Consider the following 18,818-nt stretch of genomic DNA (forward strand, 5'->3'; position numbering starts at 1 on the left):
GACCGGACCTGCCGTTCGCCTACGTCTTCGGCCGCGGCCACTTCACGGTCTCCTACTACGGCGCCAACGTGTACCCGGAGAACATCGCGATCGGCCTGGAGCAGCCGGAGGTCAACACCCTGGTGACCGGCAAGTTCGTGCTGGAGGTGACCGAGGACGCCGAGCGCGACCGGCATCTGACGGTGACCGTCGAGCTGGCGCCGGGCCTGCGCGGCTCCGACGAGACGTCCCAGGCGATCGGCCGCTCGATCCTCGCCCAGCTGCGCCGCCTCAACAGCGAGTTCGCCGGCTACGTCCCTCCGGCGAAACAGCCCCCGATCGTCCGTCTCCGCGAGACGGGCGACCCCGAGTACTTCCCGCCCGGCGCCAAGCACCGCTACACCCGGGCGTGATCGCTCCTCAGACCACGCGTCCTTTGGTCGATGCGGCGGCTCGAAGGGTTCACCGCGGACGAACCCGCCCTTTCAGCGTGCTCACCAGAAGTCGAACCGGGCCGGAGAACACCGGTTCGGACAACGTCACCTACGCGACGTCGGGCCGTGTCATCAGCGGGGACCGCAGATGCGACGCCAGGCTGGGGCCGGTCAGGGGCACGGTGCTCCACGTCGCCGCCGCTGTCCCCGCGGCGGCGTCGACCACCAGCCGGACCCGGTGCGGGGTGGTGATGACGTAGAGCTCGGCGACGAACGTGTCGCCCCGCCAGGCGCCGGCCGCGACGACAGGGCGGCCGAGCGGCGAGCTTTCCCGCCAGTCGCCGTGACCGACCTCGACGTCGAGGAACGACCCGAACCGCAGCAGCCATCCACCGTCCACGGGATCGACGATCACCGTGGTTCCGTCGGGCAGAGCCGAATCCTCGCCGGAGGCCTCGACTCTCGCCTTGACGGAACGCTCCGGGGCGGCCGAACCCGGCACCGGCGCGAACGACAGCCGCCGCAGCCGATCGGCGAGGACCTCGTCGTCCCGGGTGCTTCCCGCGTGGTCCGTGCCGGGCAGCAGGCACTCCCATATCGCGTCGAGCACCGCCTGCGCCTGCGTGTGGGCGCCGGTCACGGCGACCACGAGATCGTGCGACGGGACGACCACGCACAGCTGGCCGAAGGAGCCGTCACCGTGGTAACCGTGACGCGACACCCAGAACTGGTAGCCGTAACCGCAAAGGTAGTCGGCGTCCCCCGACCCGTCCCCCAAGCGCAGCGTCTCGATGTGCCGTCTGGTCGCGAGCTCCACCCATTCGCGCGGAACGAGCCGCCGGTCGCCCCAAAGGCCTCCGCGCAGCAGCAGTTCGCCGAAGGCTGCGACGGCCTCGGTCGTGAGGTGCAGGCCGTGGAATCCGAAGGCGGCACCGCTCGCCACCCGGTCCCATTCGGCGTGGTCGACGCCCATCGGCGTGAAGAGGCGCTCGTCGAGCAGTTCCGGCAGGCCGCGGCCCGTGACCCGTTCCACCATCCGGGCCAGGACGAAGGTGGTCGGATTGTCGTAGGCGTGCCGTGTTCCCTCGGCCTCGGGAAACGGTACGCGCAGGAAGCCCTTCACCAGGTCGCCCGGTTCCAGGCGCCAGGCCTCGGCGAGGCTGTCCGTGCGGTGTCCGGCCGTCATGGACAGCAGGTGGTGAACGGTGAGGCGGCGTCCCCGCTCCGAGATGCCGGCCGGAACGTGGTCGGGCAACACGTCCACCACCCGATCGTCCAGCGAGAGCAGCCCGTCGGCGATCGCGAGCCCCACGGCGATCGAGGTGAACGACTTGGTCATCGAGTAGAGAAGGTGCGGGCGATCAGCCGAGTACGGCGCCCACCAGCCTTCGGCGACGACGTGACCGTGGCGTACGACCATGACGGAGTGACACTCGACGGATCGCGCTTCGAGCCGGTCCAGCAGCGCGGTGACCGCGCGGGACGACATCCCCGAGGCGGCCGGTGTCGACCGCGGCAGCAGGGTGCGCTGAGAAGGCATCCCGGCACCCTAACAAAACCTCCCGATCGAGGTGCGAGACATGTCTCGGAGCCGCCGGCTACGCGAAGCCCGTACCGGGCGAACGCCGGTTCCCAGGGTTCTCGTTGCGATCCAACCCCCGTTCAGCCCCGTTCCGGAGGGACCGACTGCGCCCGCTGGTCCAGATGGAACCGATCTGAACGGGCAGGAGCAGAACCGCTGACGCGGTTTGTGTTTCCCGCGCGACATCTGGTCAGCCATGACAGGGAGCAACCCAGAAGGTTCCGCTGGAGTGCGCCGCCTTAGGCTTGACGCATGCCAGGCTTTGAGATTGTCACGCATGTCATGGCGCCACCGGAAAGAGTCTTCGACATCTCGTTGGACGTGGATGTTCACGCGGCCTCAATGGCGGGATCTTCCGAGAAAGCGGTCGGAGGTGTGACCACCGGTGGCTTGAAGCTGGGCGATACCGTTACATGGTCGGCACGACACTTCGGCATCCGCTGGCGAATGACGTCTACGATCAGCGCTTACGATCGCCCTGGTCATTTCGTCGATGAGCAGGTGTCAGGACCCTTCAAGCACTGGTACCACGCTCACCATTTTCAACCTTACGACCATGGCGGCACGGCAATGCGCGACGTCATCGAATTCGCCGCGCCTCTCGGTCCTCTCGGAAGGATCGCCGAAATGCTGGCTCTCCGTCACTACATGCCAAAGTTGATCCGGGTTCGCAATCAGCACATCAAGCAGGTCGCCGAAGCCACTCTCGCGGCTGATTGAAGGTATCCCCGTTACCTGTGCCGCGTGTAACGGGACCACCGGCCCACACTTGCCAAGCTCGCCTCATGCGCAACAGCAGGGACACACAGAAGCGTCACTCGGCAGGCAGGTGATGGCCCATCAGCTTTCCGGGGGCTACTTGGGGAGCCACTCGAACAGGCGATCATAAACTGAACCAGACGGATCGGAACGCCTTGACGGTCACCGCCGCAGATCGAGAACCTTGCCTGCATGGCAACAAAGGCATGGTTCAATGCCGAATCTCAGATGGAGCCCGGTACAGAGCTTTTTCAAAGTGGGCGCAGGTTCCAACTCTGGGGCCATACCGCCAGCCACGGCCAGCCACTGCTTCGCAGCACGGCCGGACCGGGCAGGCAGGGCAGGAAGCACGAGACCACGATCGAAGTGCTGTTCAAACCGATCGGCGCAGGATGACCGACCATACCGAACGCCCGCTGCTCTTCCTTGACGTCGACGGGCCGCTTCTCCCGTTCGGCGAGGATCCGCACCGCGCACCGCGAGCTACTACACCGGACTCGCGCCCGGCGCGGTTCACCTGCGAGGTGGGGCGTCGGCTGGCGGCGCTGCCCTGCGAACTTGTTTGGGCGACGACCTGGGAAGAGGAGGCGAATGCCGAGATAGCACCCCGGATCGGGCTGCCGCGGCTGCCCGTCGTGAGCTGGCCGGAGTCAACCGACCAGCATGAACGTGAGGACCAATGGTTCGGGCTCTGCTGGAAGACCCGGACCCTGGTGAACTGGGCGGGAGGACGCCCGTTCGCCTGGGTCGACGACGAGATCACCGACGCCGACAGGGAGTGGGTCTCCGCGCACCATAGCGGCCGGGCTCTCCTCCACCACGTGGAGTCATATCGGGGACTCACCGACGAAGACTTCACAGTCCTCGATCAATGGCTTCGAGCCCTGTGAATCACCCGCGATCCACGGGGTTTGACAATTGCTCTCCACGTGGTCGCTCACCCGCCGAAGCGCCTCAGCCTCATCGAGCCCACGCACAAAGGTGAGGCACCACAGGTCGCCCAACCCATGGTCATTGGCGAGCCAGGCGACGTCGGCGTGACTGATCTTCACGTGTGCGCTCCCTACGGATGCTCCGGATGTGCCGCCACGGTAACGATCAGATCCGACAACCACGCCACCCTTCAGTACCCCACGACCTCGCGCGGCGTCTGTCTCCGTCGGGGGCACTCGGGATCCGGGATGGACAGGCGGGCGAGGGGCCGGTTCGGGTCGCGGTCCGGCGCCGTCCCGTGCCGTTCCGGACGGACCGGGCGCGCCCGCTGGTCCAGGCCGAACCGATCGGGACGGGCAGGACCAGAGCCGCTGACGCGGTTTGGCTAGCATCCATGCTTACCGGACAGACACGAGGGAGGACGGCGTGGTGATCGTGCAGCGGATCGTGATCCGGTGGACCAAGCAAGCGCGCGGTGCCGAGGAGGCCACGCGCCGGCGCGAGATTCCCTCGGCGTTCGAGCTGCCGCCGACGCCCGACGCGCCGCTGGTCGTCCACGACCTTCTCGCCGACGAACGGACCGGATACGCGCCCACCGCGACGGTCGACGGTCATTCGTTCCCGGCGCGGCTCAACGGGCTGCGGTTCCAGCTGTCCGGAGCAGCGGTCGCGGTGGAGCGAACCCCGGTGTGGGCCGCGTACCCGACCAACCGTCACCCCAGCCGGGTGTTCCTGCTCCACCCGGGAGAACGTGCGCGTTACCGGGCCAACTTCCGCTTCAGCGGCTACGGCACCCAGTGGTACTACGAGCAGTGGACCGTCAACATCGCTCACGAGCCATGGCGGCGCGACCTTTTCCTGGCGGAGAAGGTAGACCATGACAAGGACGAGCGGGTTTCCCTGTACGGCGGGTACCGCTGATCCACGAGCGACCTGCCTCAGGACACGTGAGCCGGCCAGGTGAGCGGGACACCCGCCGCTCACCGGCACCACATCCGTTCGAGTTGGCCTGAGTGCCAACGGTCACACCGGGAGCGGCAGGTATTCGAACCAGTCGAAGGCGGCCGTGTTGGTGCTCGGGTGGCCGTTGGAGGAGGCGTAGAGGCCGATCATGGCGCCGGTGAAGCCTCCGGCGACGGTGGAGCCGAGGACGCGGCCGTCCACCGGGGCAGCGAGGTCGGTCCACTCGCCGGGGCGCAGCGCGTAGCGGGCCTGGTAGTCCTGGCCGTGGGCCTCCACGCCCAGCCACAGCGGGCCGGACGGAACGACGTCGGCGCGGGCCAGAAGGGTGTCCGTGCCGCCGGAGCGGCGGGTGAGTTCCAGGCCGTGCGCGGTGAGGACGAGCGTGATGTGGAAGTCGTCGTTCTGGAACAGGACGAGCCCGGCGCACTCCTCCCCCCGCGGGCGGAACTCCATCACCGTGTGGGCCGCGAAGGCGATGTGCTGCTGCCGCCGGGCGACCAGGCTGGGCGCGGCCCGCTCGCGCAGGCTCTGCGGTCGCAGTCGCAGGGTGAGACGGCTGTCGGCCAGGTTCCAGTACGGTTCGCGGGGCGTGCGCAGGTGGTTCCACACCGGTGCGAGGCGCGGGGCGTCGAAGTGGTCGCAGGCGGGGGCGGCGGGCCAGCGGCGCGCGGGGGTCGAGGGGGCCTGCGCGTACGGTTCCACCTGGTCGAAGACCGGCCAGTCGTCCTCCCAGTGGACGCGGGTGAGGAAGGTCTCGCGGCCCAGGTTGTAGCCCTTGGAGGCGCGGACGGCGGCCGTCGTGGGCTGGTCGCCGGCGGGTTCACCACGGGAGCCGCCGTCCGGGGAGTCGGCGGATCCGGTGTGGAGACGGTCCTCAGCGAGAGGGACCGGCAGATCGCCGTAGGGGCGGGTGGCGAGAAGGACCGACCACCACTCGCCCTCCGCGTTCCGGACCAGGTCGGGGTGGCCGACGCTGGTGATGGGGTGGCGCAGCCCGAGGTGGCGGTGGGTGAGAACGGGGTTGCGCGGGTTGCCCAGGTAGGGTCCGGTGATCCGCTCGGCTCTCGCGACCATCACGGCGTGGTCCTCGGCGGTGCCGCCCTCCGAAGTGAGCAGGTAGTAGAAGGCGCCGATCCGGTAGATGTGCGGGCCCTCGCACCAGACGCCGCCGCGCTGCGCCGCCTCCCAGATCACGTGCTCCTCGCCGAGCAGCTTCAGCGTGGCCGGGTCGAACTCGCGCAGCCAGATCTCGCTGTCGCCGTCGTAGCGCCCGGCGTCTCTCGGCCGGGTGCCGGTCATCCAGGCGCGGCCGTCGTCGTCGAAGAACAGCGAGGGGTCGAAGCCCCTGGTCTCGGGGAACCACACCGGCTCGCTCCACGGCCCGGCCGGGTCGGTCGCGGTGACCAGGAAGTTGCCCGGCTCGTCCATCAGCGTGGTGATCATGTAGAAGACACCCTCGTGGTGCCGGATGGTGGGCGCGTAGATGCCGCCGGACGGCCGTACGCCGTCCAGGTCGAGCTGGGACGGCCGGTCCAGGACGTGGCCGAGCTGCCGCCAGTGCACGAGGTCGCGGCTGTGGAAGATCGGCACTCCGGGGAACCACTCGAAGGACGAGGTGACGAGGTAGTGGTCCTCGCCCACCCGGCACACCGAGGGGTCGGGGTGGAAGCCGGGGATAACGGGATTGGCGTACACGAGACTCCCTTGGTGGCCAGATCTTCCCTCGAGGGCCCCGGTGACCCGGGGCGGGCTCGGCGTGGGCGGACGTGTCAGGGACCTGCACCGGTGAGGTTCCGGAGCGGGTTGGGGATGGCCCGCGCGAGGCCGGCGTGGGCGGACGGGTCAGGGACCTGCCCCGGGCCTTCGGGCGTCACGGAGGTTCCCCGGAGACAGGTGACCTTCCGAACACGGATCCGAAAGGGGTGCCGGACCCCCACCCCCCTGAAGGCCGGGCCCGGCACCCCCCGGAGCCGGGCCCTGTCCTCTGGAGGAGGACGGACCCGGCAGCTTGGCGGTCGTGTCTACCTGGCGAGCTGGAACACCCCCACCTCGACGTGTCGACGTGGCCCCGCCAGGTCGGGTCGTTCCAGGTCGCGGCGGCCGTACGGGCGGTGCCCGTGGCGTCGTCGACCTGGACGTCGAAGCCGAGCGGGGCGTGCGTCAGGCGCCGCCGCGCGGTTCCTCGGCGCGTACGTTCTCGGCGCGCACGTTCTCACTCACCGCGCAGGTTCTCGGCGAGCAGGTCGAGCAGCGGCTGTCGCCGGACGCAGCGGGCGAGGGCGAAGGAGTCGGCCAGGGCGGTCAGTTCCTCGTCTGAGCAGCCGCGCAGCAGCTCCGCGTACTCAGGAAGCAGCGCCTGCGCGATGAGGATGTGCCGGATCAGGTCGTCGGTCTGGTAGCGGGCGCCCCACGGGTAGGGGTCCCAGGACGGGAACTCGGTCTCCATCAGCCGGTGCAGCGGGGCCAGCTCGCTCGCCGACTCCTCCATCGTCGAGCCCCACCGGTCGGCGCCCAGCCGTCCCTTCTTGGCGATGAAGTCGCCGAACCGGCTCATGTACGGCTCGCCGGCGCTGACCAGGCCCTGCAGCCCGACGTCCTTGTAGGTCCACAGCGACCAGCCGGCCTCGTAGGAGTCGAAGATCTCCAGCTGGTCGCGGAGGATCTGGTAGCGCTGCCGGTCGATCTCCGGGTCGCCGGTGTAGACGGGTCCGAACTCGCCGACCCAGATGGGGGTGCCGGTCTCGCGCTGGAAGGTGGTCCGCCGCTCGAAGGAGAGCTCCAGCTGGGCCCGGTCCACCCACTCGCCGCGGGTGTGGCCGGGGTAGGGACCGCCGTGCGCGAACCCGGCCAGGGCGTAGTCGTGGCAGACGAAGACCGTGTTCTCGTACACCTCACGGAAGATCGAGAAGTCGGTGGAGTAGGTGTTGCCGTCCAGGAACAGCACGTGCTTCGGGTCGACGGCGCGCACGGCCTTGACCAGGCGGTCGTAGAAGGGGCCGACGACCCGCCCGCTGCGGTCACCCGGTTCGTTGATCGGGTTGTATCCGGCCACCCAGGGGTTGTCCCGGTAGCGGTCGGCCACGGCCTCCCACAGGTGGACGGCGCGGTCCTGGAAGTGCCGGTGCTGCCAGAACGCGGCGACGTGGGTGGGGTTGTCGGAGTGCCAGTGCTGGTTCTGCGCGCCGGGCAGGGCGTGCAGGTCGATGACACTGTGGATGCCGTGCTCGGCGAGCAGGCCGATCACCCGGTCCAGGTGGCGGAAGCCGTGCTCGACGATCTCGAAGGGGCGGTCGTCGGACTCCAGGTGGCGGTAGTTGATCGGGATGCGGACGCAGTTGGTGCCGAGCCCGGCGAGCAGCGCGGCGTCGTCCGCGCCGAAGAAGGAGGTGAGCAGCCGGTCGAAGAACAGCTCGGCCCGGTCCTCCCCCAGGACCTCCCGGACGGCCTCGCGCATCGCCGACTCGTTGGCCGGGTAGCCGGTGATGAAGTTCTCCATGTTCAGCCAGCCCCCGAGGCCCACTCCACGCAGCCGTACCGGGGTGCCGGCCGAATCGACGAGACGCGATCCGGCGACACTCAGGGTCATGGTGTCTCACTCTCTACTCAGGCGATGGGATTCGGGTCAGCCCTTGGTGGCACCGGCGGTGAGACCGCTGATCAACTGACGCTCGGCGACGGCGTAGAAGGCCAGGGCGGGCACCATCGCGACGATGACGTAGGCCAGGACCCTGGCGATGTCCGTCATGTACTCCCCCTGGAACTGCTGGACGCCGAGCGGCAGCGTCCACAGGCCGGGGTCGTTGAAGACCACCAGCGGCAGGAAGAAGTTGTTCCAGCTCGCCACGAGCGCCAGCACCGAGACGGTGGCCAGGGCGGGCTTGGCTATCGGCAGCAGCACCCGCCAGAAGAAGCCGAAGGGGGTGCAGCCGTCGATGATGGCGGCCTCCTCGATCTCCCTGGGGATGGACCGGAAGAACGTCCGAAGGATGATCACGGTGAGCGGAAGGCCGAACGCGGCCTGCGGCAGGATCACCCCGAGCGGGTTGTCCAGCAGGCCGAACGTGCGCAGCAGGACGAACAGCGGCAGGATCGCCACCGCGAACGGGAACATCAGCCCGATGGCGAACAGCGTGAACAGGAACTCCCGCCCCCGGAAGGCGAACCGGGCGAAGGCGAAGGCGGCCATCGCCGACAGCCCCACGACCAGCACGGTGGTCGCGACCGCGATGAACAGGCTGTTGAGGAGCTGGCGCCAGAAGGCGCCGGAGACGATCACGTCGGTGTAGTTCTCGGTGACCCACGGGGAGGGCAGGCCCAGCGGGTTGCTCGACAGCTGGCCGGAGGTCTTGAAGCCGCCGAGCAGGCCGTACAGGAAGGGGATGACGATGAAGACGGCCGCCACCCAGATGACCGCGTGGATCGGGTACGTGCGGAGCCGGGCGATCATCGGCGGTCCCCCATGGTGGTGCTGGCCCCCTCCAGGTCCCGGCGCAGGACGAACCGCTGGTAACCGAGGGCGAAGACGAGACTGATCAGGAACATGACGACGCTGATCGCGCTGGAGTAGCCGATCTGGGACCGCTTGAAGCCGTACTCGAACATGCTGACGGCCATGGTCTCCGAGGCGTGCGACGGGCCGCCGCCGGTGAGGATCCAGACCAGGTCGAAGAGCTGGATCGTGCCGATGACGGACAGGAACGCGCTGACCCGGATGGTGGGGCCGAGTAGCGGCAGGGTGACGTGGCGGAACACGTCCCAGCCGCCGGCGCCGTCGATCCTGGCCGCCTCGCTCAGCTCCTTGGGGATGCTCTGCAGGCCGGCCAGATAGATGATCATGTGGAACCCGAAGTACTTCCAGGTGATCACCAAGAACAGCGAGAACATCACGGTGTCCGGTTCGGACAGCCAGGTCCAGGGCTCCAGCCCCCAGGAGACCAGCAGCTGGTTGGCCATGCCCGTCTCGGGCGACAGGATCATCGAGAACAGCACGCCGATGATCGCCTCGGAGAGCATGTACGGCGCGAAGAACAGCAGCCGGTAGAAGGCCCGCCCGCGGATCCGCTGGTTCAGCATCACCGCCAGGCCCAGCGAGAGCGGCAGCTGCACCGCCAGGCCCAGCACGATGAGGATGGCGCCGTTGCGCAGGTCGCCGGCGAAGATGTCGCTGGCGAACAGCCGGGTGAAGTTGTCCAGGCCGATGAAGTTGCTCGGCGGGCCGATGCCGTTCCACTTGAAGAGGCTGGTGTAGCCGGCCACCAGGATCGGCAGCAGCACCAGGAGGGCGAACAGGATCAGCGCGGGGAGGACGAACAGGATCGCGGTGACCCAGCCGCGACCTCGGCGAGAGCCGCCCCGCCCCCGCCTCGCGGCGGGTCTCTCGGAGGGAGGGGCCGGACGTGCGTCCGGCCCTGTCGTCGTCGTCACCGTTTTCATACCGGGCGGCTACTCCGACTCCGACTTGGCCGTCTCGGTGATGGCCTGGACGACCTCCTCCGGCGTCTTGGTGCCCCCGATCAGCTCGGCCACGACGTCGTTGACCTCCTGGCCGACGGCCGGCGGGTACTCCTGGTCGAGGTAGAGCTGGAAGCCGCTGGCGGCCGCGAGGGTCTCGGAGACCGTCTTGATGTGGGGGTCGGTGACGGCGTCCTCCTCACCCGTCTTGAGCACGGGCAGGACTCCTCCGGCCTTCACTGCCTTGCTGTGGTTCTCCGGCTTGAGCGCGAACTTCAGGAAGTCCAGCGCGGCGGGCGGGGCGTTGACGCTCACGGCGAGGCCGCCCCCGCCGCCGAACGCGTCGCCCGCGGCGCCCTTGCCCCCCTCCACCGCCGGGAAGGGGAAGAAGCCGAGGTCGTCGCCGAGGCCCTTGCCGGAGTCCTTCTGCACGGACGGGGCCCACTGGCCCATCAGCTCCATGGCGGCCTTGCCGTTCGACACGTTCGCGGACTGGCCGTCGGGGGTGGAGTAGTCGGCGCCCAGGAAGCCCTTCTGGAACGGCTGGAGGTCGACGAGTTCCTTGAGTTTCTGCCCGGCGGCGACGAAGTCGGGACCGGTGAAGTCGTTGGTGGTGCCGGCCTGCTTGAGCGCGTCCAGCCCGGCCACCCGCATGGCCAGGTAGGCCCAGTAGTAGTGGCCCGGCCACTTGGCCTTGCCCGCGAGGGCGATCGGGGTGGTCCCGCTCGCCTTCAGCTTCTTGACCGCGTCCAGGTACTCGGTCCAGGTGGCGGGCGGGGTGGTGATGCCGGCCTTCTTGAACAGCGCCTTGTTGTACCAGAAGCCGACCATGCCGATGTCGGTGGGCAGCCCGTAGGTCTTGCCGTCGAACTGGTAGGCGGACAGGGCCGCCGGGGTGATGGTGTCGATGACGTCGCCGGCCTCGGACGACAGGTCCTTCACCAGGCCCGCCTCGATGTGCTGCTTCAGGACGCCGCCGCCCCAGGTGGAGTACAAATCGGGTGCCTTGCCCGACTGGGTGAGCGTGGCGAGCTTCGGCTTGTAGGAGTCGTTCTCGATGGAGATGTTCTTGATCGTGACGTTCGGGTGAGCTGTTTGATATTCCTTGATGGCATTGGCCCAGAACGTCTTCATGGGGTCCGCCGTCGCCAGGTTCCAGAACTCGAAGGTGACCTTCTCCGAGCCGGTGGTCGCGCCGGCCTGGGCCCCGTCGCCGTCTCCGCTCGTACTGCAGGCTCCGAGAAGCAGAGCGGATGCCGCCAGAGCTACCACGCCTCGCCGACTCAGCATGGGATCCCCTTTCGGGAGTTTGCTTGAAAATTTCACATATTCCCCGAATATTTCGTGTTCCGGAGAATAGGTAAACTCGCGGTTACGCGTCAATAGCCCCGCGGTAGTGATCCCGGACCACGAGAACCACCTCCCCGGGAAAGCCTCCGAAAGGTTTCAGTTAGTATTCGCCGCATGCCAACCAAGCCGCGCGTGACGATCGCCCTGATCGCCGAGGAGGCCGGGGTCTCCGCGCCCACGGTCTCGAAAGTCATCAACGGGCGGCCCGAGGTCGCGTCCGAGACCAGGCAGCGGATCGAGCACCTGCTGCACAAGCACGGCTACCGGCGCAGGACCGGCCAGGGCGACGCCCCCGTCGGCCTGGTCGACCTGGTCTTCACCGAGATCGAGAGCCCGTGGGCGATGGAGCTGGTGCGCGGCGTGGAGACCGCGGCCCGCGAGGTCGACGCCGGGGTGGTCGTCTCGGTCCTGCACAGCCACGCGGGGCCCGGCAGGGACTGGGTGGAGCGGATCGCCGCCCGGCGCACCGACGGGGCCATCCTGGTCGGCTCCCGGATCAGCGCCGACCAGCACGGCCAGCTGGCCGCCAGGTCCATCCCGTTCGTGGTGGTGGACCCCGAGGGCGAGCCGCCGCCCGGGGTCGCCTCGGTCGGCGCCACCAACTGGAACGGCGGCCTGGCCGCCACCCGCCACCTGCTGGAGCTGGGCCACCGCAGGATCGGGATGATCGGTGGCCCCGCCGACATGCTGTGCAGCCGGGCCCGCGTCGACGGCTACCGGGCGGCGCTGGAGACCTCGGGGATCGCGGTGGACGCGGCGCTCATCAGGTACGGCGACTTCCTGGTCGGCTCGGGCCGCGACCACGGCCACGACCTGCTGTCCCTGGACGAGCCGCCCACCGCGATCTTCGCCGGCAGCGACATGCAGGCGTTCGGCGTCTTCGAGGCGGCCAGGCAGCGCGGCCTGCGGGTCCCGGACGACCTGTCGGTGGTGGGCTTCGACGACCTGCCGCTGGCACGTTCCGCGTGGCCTCCGCTCACCACCGTACGCCAGCCGCTCCAGGAGATGGCGGCACTGGCCACCCGGATGGTGCTCGGTCTCGACCGCGGCGGGCACGAGCCGCGGCGGGTGGAGCTGGCCACCGACCTCCTCGTCCGCGAGAGCACCGCCCGCCCGGCCGGTTGACCGGCCCCGCCCAGTCCCGCTCGGCCCCACCTGGCCGCCGCCTGCCCGGCAACGCCGTCCGACCGGCCCCGACCGGTCCCGCCGGGTCGGCCCCGCCCGGTCGGCCCGCGCCCGGCGGCCCACTCCGCGCCGCGAGGGGCTGTTGACGGCTGCTCTCGAAACATTTACGGTAATCGACACGAAATGTCTCGGTAATCTTGTGAAACTTTCGGAAAGCGGGTTTCCGCATGTCTCGACGTCACAGGGCACTGCTGACACCGGTCCTCATCCTTCCCCTCCTCGGGTTCAGTCATGCCCCGGCGGAAAGCGCTTCCCCTATCCGGGTGGACCACCACGGCGTTCTCCAGCGGATCGACGGCTTCGGTTTCTCGCAGGCGTTCCGGCGTAACGAGCTGGTCCGCGCGCTGCCCGCCGCCAAGCAGCGGGAGATCCTCGACCTGTGGCTGAGCCCGGAGAAGGGCGCCGGGCTCAGCATCCTGCGCCTGGGCATCGGCTCCTCCCCCGCCGGCAGCCCGTACGACCTGATGACCTCCATCCAGCCCGAGGACCCCGGCGGGCCGGGCGCGCCCCCGAAGTACGTCTGGGACGGCGACGACGGCGGCCAGGTCTGGCTGGCCAAGGAGGCCAGGCGCTACGGCGTGACCCGCTTCTACGCCGACGCCTGGAGCGCCCCCGGCTACATGAAGGACAACGGCTCCGACAGCAACGGCGGGACGTTGCTCCCCGAGTGGCGGCAGGCGTACGCGAACTACCTGGTCCAGTACGCGAAGTTCTACGCCACCGAAGGCATCAGGATCACCGACATCGGGTTCACCAACGAACCCGACCTCACCGTCTCGTACGCCTCGATGCGGTTCACCCCCCAGGAGGCCGCCGAGTTCGTCAAGGTGCTCGGCCCCACCGCGGCCCGTACCGGGCTCAAGGTGGTCTGCTGCGACGCCGCCGGCTGGTCCCAGCAGCGCGAGTACACCGCCGCCATCGAGGCCGACCCCGTCGCGCGGCGGTGGGTCGCCACGCACGCCGGGCACCCCTACGTCAGCCCGGTGGACGGCCCGCTGCCCACCGACCGGCCCGTGTGGATGTCGGAGTGGTCGCCCAACGGGACCACCTGGAACGAGGCGTGGGACGACGGCAGCGGCTACGACGGCTTCGCGGTCGCCCAGCAGATCCACGACTCGCTCACCCTGGGCAGGGCGAACGGCTACGTCTTCTGGTTCGGCGCCTCGCGCGGCACCACCCGGGGACTGATCCAGATCGACGAGGCCACCGCGACCTACCGCGTCTCCAAACGCCTGTGGGCGCTGGCCGCCTACAGCCGCTTCGTCCGCCCCGGCGCGGTCCGGCTCTCCGTCGCCGCGGACGACCCCGCGCTGAAGGTCACCGCCTTCCGCAACACCGGGGGCTCGGAGGTCGTCGAGATCCTCAACACCTCCACCGCCCCCGTCACCACCAAGATCACCACGCGCCCTGGCCGGGCCACCGCCTACCTGACCGACGCCGAGCACTCGCTCGCCGCCACCCCGCTTTCCGGGCTGAGATCCGGCAGGACCCTCACCCTCGCCCCGCGTTCCCTGACGACGGTGGTCGTACGGTGACGCACCCGCCCGCGGGCGGTCTCCGGGTCTCCGGTCGCGCATCGTGCTCCCCGCGACCGGAGGCCGGGAGCTCGCCCGAACCACCCGGACCGCCCGGACGGCCCGGACCCTCTGAGACGGAAGGACCGAGATGATCCGGGTGGCGATCGTGGGCACCGGCGGCATCGCGGGGATCTGCCACCTGCCCGCGCTGCGCGCCCAGACGCACCGGGCGCGGGCGGTGGCCGCCGTGGACGTGGACGAGGCGCGGGTCAGGGCGTTCTGCGCCGAGCACGCGATCCCGGGGGCGTACACCTCCCTGGAGGCGATGCTCGACGCGGAGCGGCCCGACCTCGTCCACCTGTGCACCCCGCCGCACCTGCACGCCGCTCAGGCGGTGACCTGCCTGAAGGCGGGCGCCTGGGTGTGGACCGAGAAACCCGCCTGCCTGTCGCTGGCCGAGTACGACCTGATCGCGGCGGCCGAGGGGCCCGGCCACGCCTCGGTCGTCTCCCAGCACAGGTTCGGCTCCGGCGCGCGGCACCTGCGCGCCCTCGCCCCCGAGCTGGGCCGCCCGCTCGTCGCGCTCTGCGTGACCGCCTGGTACCGCGACCACGCCTACTTCGACGTGCCCTGGCGCGGCCGGTGGGAGACCGAGGGCGGCGGCCCCACGATGGGGCACGGCATCCACCAGATGGACCTGATGCTGTCGGTCCTCGGCGACTGGTCGGAGATCCGCGCGATGACCGGCACGCTGGACCGCCGGATCGAGACCGAGGACGTCTCGATGGCCGCCGTCCGCTTCGACTCCGGCGCGATGGCCTCGGTGGTCAACAGCGTGCTGTCCCCGCGCGAGGAGAGCTACCTGCGCTTCGACTACACCGAGGCGACCGTGGAGCTGCGCCACCTGTACGGCTACCGCAACGCCGACTGGACCTCCACCTCGGCGCGCTGGAACCCTCCCGAGGACCTGCCCAGCTCGCACGAGGCGCAGCTGGCGGAGCTGCTGGACGCCTACGAGCGCGGCGAGCGACCGCCCATGAGCGGCCCCGAGGGGCGCCAGGCGCTCGAACTGATCACCGGCCTGTACGCGTCGGCGTTCACCGGCCGGCCCGTGCTCCGCTCCGACCTCACCCCCGACCATCCCTTCTACCACCGGCTGGACGGAACCGCATGGAGCTGACCTTCACCGAGCGCGGCGTAGAGATCCTGCGCTACGTCTACCTTCCAAAGACCCCGGTCTTCGAGTCGCCCAAGCCGTACTTCCACCCGATCAGGACCCTGGCCGGAGACGTGGTCAGCACCTTCCGCCCGCACGACCACCGCTGGCACAAGGGCCTGCAGATGACCGTCTCCGACCTGTCGGGGGAGAACTTCTGGGGCGGCGGCAGCTACGTCCGCGAGGCCGCCGGGTACGTGGACCTGCCGAACAACGGGACCATGCGGCACGAGGAGTTCCTCTCTCCCGGCGTGGAGCGCCTGACCTGGCACACCCAGGGCGGCGAGCACTGGGTGGACGAGGTGAGGACCTTCGAGGTGCGCGACGTGCTGGACGACTCCTGGGCGCTGGAGCTGTCCACCTCGATCACCAACGTGCGCGGCAGGGACCTGGTCTTCGGCAGCCCCACCACCAACGGCCGCCCGATGGCCGGGTACTGCGGCCTGTTCTGGCGCGGGCCCCGCTCCTTCGAGCACGGGGAGGTGATCGCCGAGAGCGGCGAGGGGCCGGAGATGATGGGCGAGGAGTCGGCGTGGCTGGCCTACACCGGCCGCCACGACGAGGTGGACCGCTCGTCCACCCTGCTGTTCCACAGTGCCCTGCCCACCGTCTGGTTCGTCCGCACGACGCCGTTCGCGGCCGTCAACCCGTCCATCGCGTTCCACCGCGAGATGGTCCTGCCGCCCGGCGCGACGCTGCGCCTGAGCTACCGGATGGTCGTGGCCACCGGCGCGTGGGACCGTCCCCGGCTGGAGGCGTACGTCAAGGAGCACCCGTACCCGCAACCGGCGTGACCGGCCCGGCGCCGCGTCCGGCGAAGATGTCCGGCACAGATGTCCGGCAGAGATGTCCGGCAGGAGTGAGGAGCACCCGTGTTCGGCACAGGCGTGAGCGATCTGACCGTCTACGACTGGCCCACCGAGGACGGCCTGCGTGGAGGTTCGCCCCACCTGCACACGCTGTGCGCGGAGGCCTACACCGTGGTGGCCGGTTCCGGCAGCGTGCAGACCCTGACCTGGAACGGGTACGAGGAGACGGCGCTGGCTCCCGGCTCCGTCGTCCGGTTCACCCCCGGCACGGTCCACCGCCTGGTCAACGGCGGCGGCCTGCGCATCGTGATCCTCATGCAGAACAGCGGCCTGCCCGAGGCCGGTGACGCCGTCCTGACCTTCCCCCCCGACGTCCTCGCCGATCCCGCCCGGTACGCCGCCGCCGCGAGCTCGGCCCCGCGCGAACGCCGCGACCTGGCCGTCGAGGGGTTCCTGCGGCTGCGCGCCGAGGGCCGCACGGGCTTCGCCGCCTTCCTGGAGGCCGCCGCCGCGATCGTCGCCCCCCGCCTGGACGCCTTCGAGTCCCGCTGGCGCGAGGGCCCGCTGCGCGCCGCCGAGACGACGGGCGCCCAGCTGGCCGCGCTGCGCGGCGGCGACCTCGCCCACCTGCGCGAGGCCGCGGTCACCCGGGTGCCCGCCGTACCCCGCGACGGCATGTGCGGCCACCTGATGACCTACCCGGCGGACTTTCAGGACCCGCCGGACCGGGGCGGGGCCTGAGGAAGCCGGGGGGCGTGACACCGGGCTGCGCGGCGGCGCGCGCCGCCCGGTGTCACGTGACGGCCGGAACCGGGAAATGTCGGTGCGATCTTCTAGGCTGGGGACATGGCACGAGCTAACGATGACGTCGCCGCCGCCCTGGAGGAGTACGCCGAGCTGTTCGCGATGAACGGCGGCGACGCGTTCCGGGTCCGCAGCTACCAGAAGGCCGCCAGGGCGATCGCGGGGTTCCCCGACGACATCACGACCGTGCCCGTGCGGAGCGTGTCCGGGGTGGGCGAGGCGATCGCCAAGAAGGTCGAGGAATACCTGGAGCGGGGCAGCTTCCGCCAGCTCGACGACCTGCGGGAGAAGGTCCCCCAGGGGGTGCGCCGGCTGACCCGGGTGGCCTCGCTCGGGCCGAAGAAGGCCGTCTTCCTCTTCCAGGAGCTGGGCATCGACTCCCCCGAGGCCCTGGTGAAGGCCATCGGCGAGGGGCGCCTCGACGGCGTCAAGGGCTTCGGCGCCAAGACCGTGGAAAACCTCCTCAAAGGTGTCGAGCACCTGGCCGAGCACAGCGCCAGGATGCACACCGGGACGGCGATGGACCTCGCGGAGCGGGTCATCGCCTCGCTGCCGGGCGCCGAGCGGATCGCCTACGCCGGGTCGCTGCGCCGGATGAAGGACACCGTCGGCGACATCGACGTCCTCGTGGTCGGCCCCGAGTCGCTGATGGACGACTTCAAGGCCCAGCCCTACGTCGCGGAGGTCGTCGCCTCGGGGGAGAAGAAGACCTCGATCCGCACCGCCCAGGGCGTCCAGGTCGACCTGCGCCTGGTCCCCGCCGAGTCGTGGGGCGCCGCGATGATGTACTTCACCGGTTCCAAGGAGCACACCGTGCACCTGCGGGAGATCATCGTGAAGAAGGGCTGGAAGCTGTCGGAGTACGGCCTGTTCGACGGCGACCGGGTGATCGCGGCCGCGACCGAGGAGGAGGTCTTCGAGGCGCTCGGCATGGAGTGGATCCCGCCGACCCTGCGCGAGGACGGCGGCGAGATCGCCGCCGCGCTCAAGCACGAGCTGCCCGAGCTGGTCACCGTCGAGGATCTCAAGGGCGACCTGCACACCCACACCGACCTCACCGACGGCATCGCCTCCCTCGAGGACATGGTCGTCGCCGCCGCGGCCCGCGGTTACTCCTACTACGCGGTGACCGACCACGCGCCCGACCTGGCGATGCACCGGATGAAGCTGGAAAAGGCCCTGGAGCAGCGCGAGCGCATCCACGCGCTGCAGAAGAAATACCCGAAGATGCGGCTGCTGCACGGCAGCGAGCTGAACATCGCCCCCGACGGCTCGGTCGACTGGCCGGCCGAGGTGCTGGAGGGCTTCGACGTGTGCGTGGCCAGCGTCCACTCGCACTTCAACCAGTCACGCGCGGAGATGACCCGGCGGTTCGTCGCCGCCTGCGAGAACCCCCACGTGCACATCATCGGCCACCCGACCACCCGCAGGATCGGCATCCGCCCGCCGGTGGACGCCGACTGGGACGAGGTGTTCCGCGCCGCGGCCCGCACCGGCACCGCGATGGAGATCGACTCCTTCCCCGACCGTTCCGACCTCCCCGCCGACCTGGTGCGGCTCGCGCACCACCACGGCGTGAAGTTCTCCGTCGACAGTGACGCCCACGCGGTCCCGCACCTCGACAACCAGCGGTTCGGCATCGGCGTCGCCCAGCGCGGGTGGCTCACCACCGACGACGTGATCAACACCTGGCCGCTGAAGCGGCTGCTGGCCTTCCTCGGCCGCTGAGGCGACGGCCGGAGGCGGGGGCGTGCCACCCCCGCTTTTTACCTATCTATTCGGTAGGAAATATATGTAATCTGGGCGGCGCCGGACGCCCACGGACGGGTATCGGCT

General features: G+C 69.8%; 16 protein-coding genes and 1 pseudogene. 11 read left to right on the top strand and 6 right to left on the bottom strand.

The annotated features are described in order from the left end of the window. A pseudogene (locus tag ACTOQ2_RS13435) lies at positions 1-392 on the top strand (phenylacetate--CoA ligase family protein); the annotation flags it as partial. Between the two features lie 130 nt (positions 393-522). On the opposite strand, the gene ACTOQ2_RS13440 reads toward ACTOQ2_RS13435, so the two are convergent. After that, positions 523-1,953, bottom strand: a complete 1,431-nt coding sequence (locus tag ACTOQ2_RS13440; RefSeq protein ID WP_440099899.1) for a serine hydrolase domain-containing protein — start codon at positions 1,951-1,953, stop codon at positions 523-525. Between the two features lie 294 nt (positions 1,954-2,247). On the opposite strand from ACTOQ2_RS13440, the gene ACTOQ2_RS13445 reads away from it, so the two are divergent. From ACTOQ2_RS13445 to ACTOQ2_RS13460, 4 genes are all read left to right on the top strand, one after another. After that, complete coding sequence (locus tag ACTOQ2_RS13445) at positions 2,248-2,715, top strand: SRPBCC family protein (protein ID WP_440099900.1); 468 nt, start codon at positions 2,248-2,250, stop codon at positions 2,713-2,715. A gap of 231 nt (positions 2,716-2,946) precedes the next feature. Next, entirely contained in the window at positions 2,947-3,150 is a 204-nt protein-coding gene (locus tag ACTOQ2_RS13450; RefSeq protein ID WP_440099901.1) for a hypothetical protein, read from the top strand. After that, positions 3,147-3,644, top strand: a complete 498-nt coding sequence (locus ACTOQ2_RS13455; RefSeq protein WP_440099902.1) for an HAD domain-containing protein — start codon at positions 3,147-3,149, stop codon at positions 3,642-3,644. Before ACTOQ2_RS13450 ends, ACTOQ2_RS13455 begins: the two co-directional genes overlap by 4 nt. A gap of 469 nt (positions 3,645-4,113) precedes the next feature. After that, a complete protein-coding gene (locus ACTOQ2_RS13460; protein WP_440099903.1) occupies positions 4,114-4,608 on the top strand; it encodes a hypothetical protein in 495 nt (164 codons plus the stop codon). Positions 4,609-4,710: 102 nt separating this feature from the next. Here ACTOQ2_RS13460 and ACTOQ2_RS13465 read toward each other — a convergent pair whose 3' ends face one another. The 5 genes from ACTOQ2_RS13465 to ACTOQ2_RS13485 all read right to left on the bottom strand — a co-directional run bounded on the left by ACTOQ2_RS13465 (position 4,711) and on the right by ACTOQ2_RS13485 (position 11,391). After that, positions 4,711-6,345, bottom strand: a complete 1,635-nt coding sequence (locus ACTOQ2_RS13465) for a glycoside hydrolase family 43 protein (protein WP_440099904.1) — start codon at positions 6,343-6,345, stop codon at positions 4,711-4,713. A 517-nt stretch (positions 6,346-6,862) separates the two neighbouring features. Beyond that, entirely contained in the window at positions 6,863-8,236 is a 1,374-nt protein-coding gene (locus ACTOQ2_RS13470; protein ID WP_440099905.1) for a glycoside hydrolase family 5 protein, read from the bottom strand. A gap of 36 nt (positions 8,237-8,272) precedes the next feature. After that, positions 8,273-9,097, bottom strand: coding sequence for a carbohydrate ABC transporter permease (locus ACTOQ2_RS13475; RefSeq protein WP_440099906.1), 825 nt, complete (start codon positions 9,095-9,097; stop codon positions 8,273-8,275). Next, on the bottom strand, positions 9,094-10,074 hold the full coding sequence (locus ACTOQ2_RS13480; RefSeq protein WP_440099907.1) for a carbohydrate ABC transporter permease: 981 nt from the start codon (positions 10,072-10,074) through the stop codon (positions 9,094-9,096). The genes ACTOQ2_RS13475 and ACTOQ2_RS13480 overlap by 4 nt, the downstream gene beginning before the upstream one ends. Before the next feature lie 18 nt (positions 10,075-10,092). After that, positions 10,093-11,391 carry an extracellular solute-binding protein gene (locus tag ACTOQ2_RS13485; RefSeq protein ID WP_440099908.1) on the bottom strand — a complete coding sequence of 433 codons (1,299 nt, stop codon included), beginning with the start codon at positions 11,389-11,391 and terminating at the stop codon, positions 10,093-10,095. Between the two features lie 174 nt (positions 11,392-11,565). Between ACTOQ2_RS13485 and ACTOQ2_RS13490 the strand changes: the two genes are divergently transcribed. The 6 genes from ACTOQ2_RS13490 (at position 11,566) to polX (ending at position 18,710) form a co-directional block, all read left to right on the top strand. Further along, positions 11,566-12,576, top strand: a complete 1,011-nt coding sequence (locus tag ACTOQ2_RS13490; RefSeq protein ID WP_440099909.1) for a LacI family DNA-binding transcriptional regulator — start codon at positions 11,566-11,568, stop codon at positions 12,574-12,576. 323 nt (positions 12,577-12,899) lie between these two features. Beyond that, a complete protein-coding gene (locus ACTOQ2_RS13495) occupies positions 12,900-14,171 on the top strand; it encodes a glycoside hydrolase family 30 protein (protein ID WP_440099910.1) in 1,272 nt (423 codons plus the stop codon). A gap of 130 nt (positions 14,172-14,301) precedes the next feature. Next, entirely contained in the window at positions 14,302-15,333 is a 1,032-nt protein-coding gene (locus tag ACTOQ2_RS13500; protein ID WP_440099911.1) for a Gfo/Idh/MocA family protein, read from the top strand. After that, on the top strand, positions 15,324-16,163 hold the full coding sequence (locus ACTOQ2_RS13505) for a PmoA family protein (protein WP_440099912.1): 840 nt from the start codon (positions 15,324-15,326) through the stop codon (positions 16,161-16,163). Before ACTOQ2_RS13500 ends, ACTOQ2_RS13505 begins: the two co-directional genes overlap by 10 nt. Before the next feature lie 78 nt (positions 16,164-16,241). Next, positions 16,242-16,919: a cupin domain-containing protein gene (locus tag ACTOQ2_RS13510; RefSeq protein WP_440099913.1), complete on the top strand. Its 678-nt coding sequence runs from the start codon at positions 16,242-16,244 to the stop codon at positions 16,917-16,919. Positions 16,920-17,024: 105 nt separating this feature from the next. Beyond that, positions 17,025-18,710 (top strand): DNA polymerase/3'-5' exonuclease PolX, encoded by a 1,686-nt coding sequence (gene polX, locus ACTOQ2_RS13515; RefSeq protein ID WP_440099914.1) that lies wholly within the window; start codon positions 17,025-17,027, stop codon positions 18,708-18,710. Positions 18,711-18,818 lie beyond the last annotated feature (108 nt).

The sequence above is a fragment of the Streptosporangium sp. H16 genome (assembly GCF_051918855.1).
Classification (GTDB): domain Bacteria; phylum Actinomycetota; class Actinomycetes; order Streptosporangiales; family Streptosporangiaceae; genus Streptosporangium.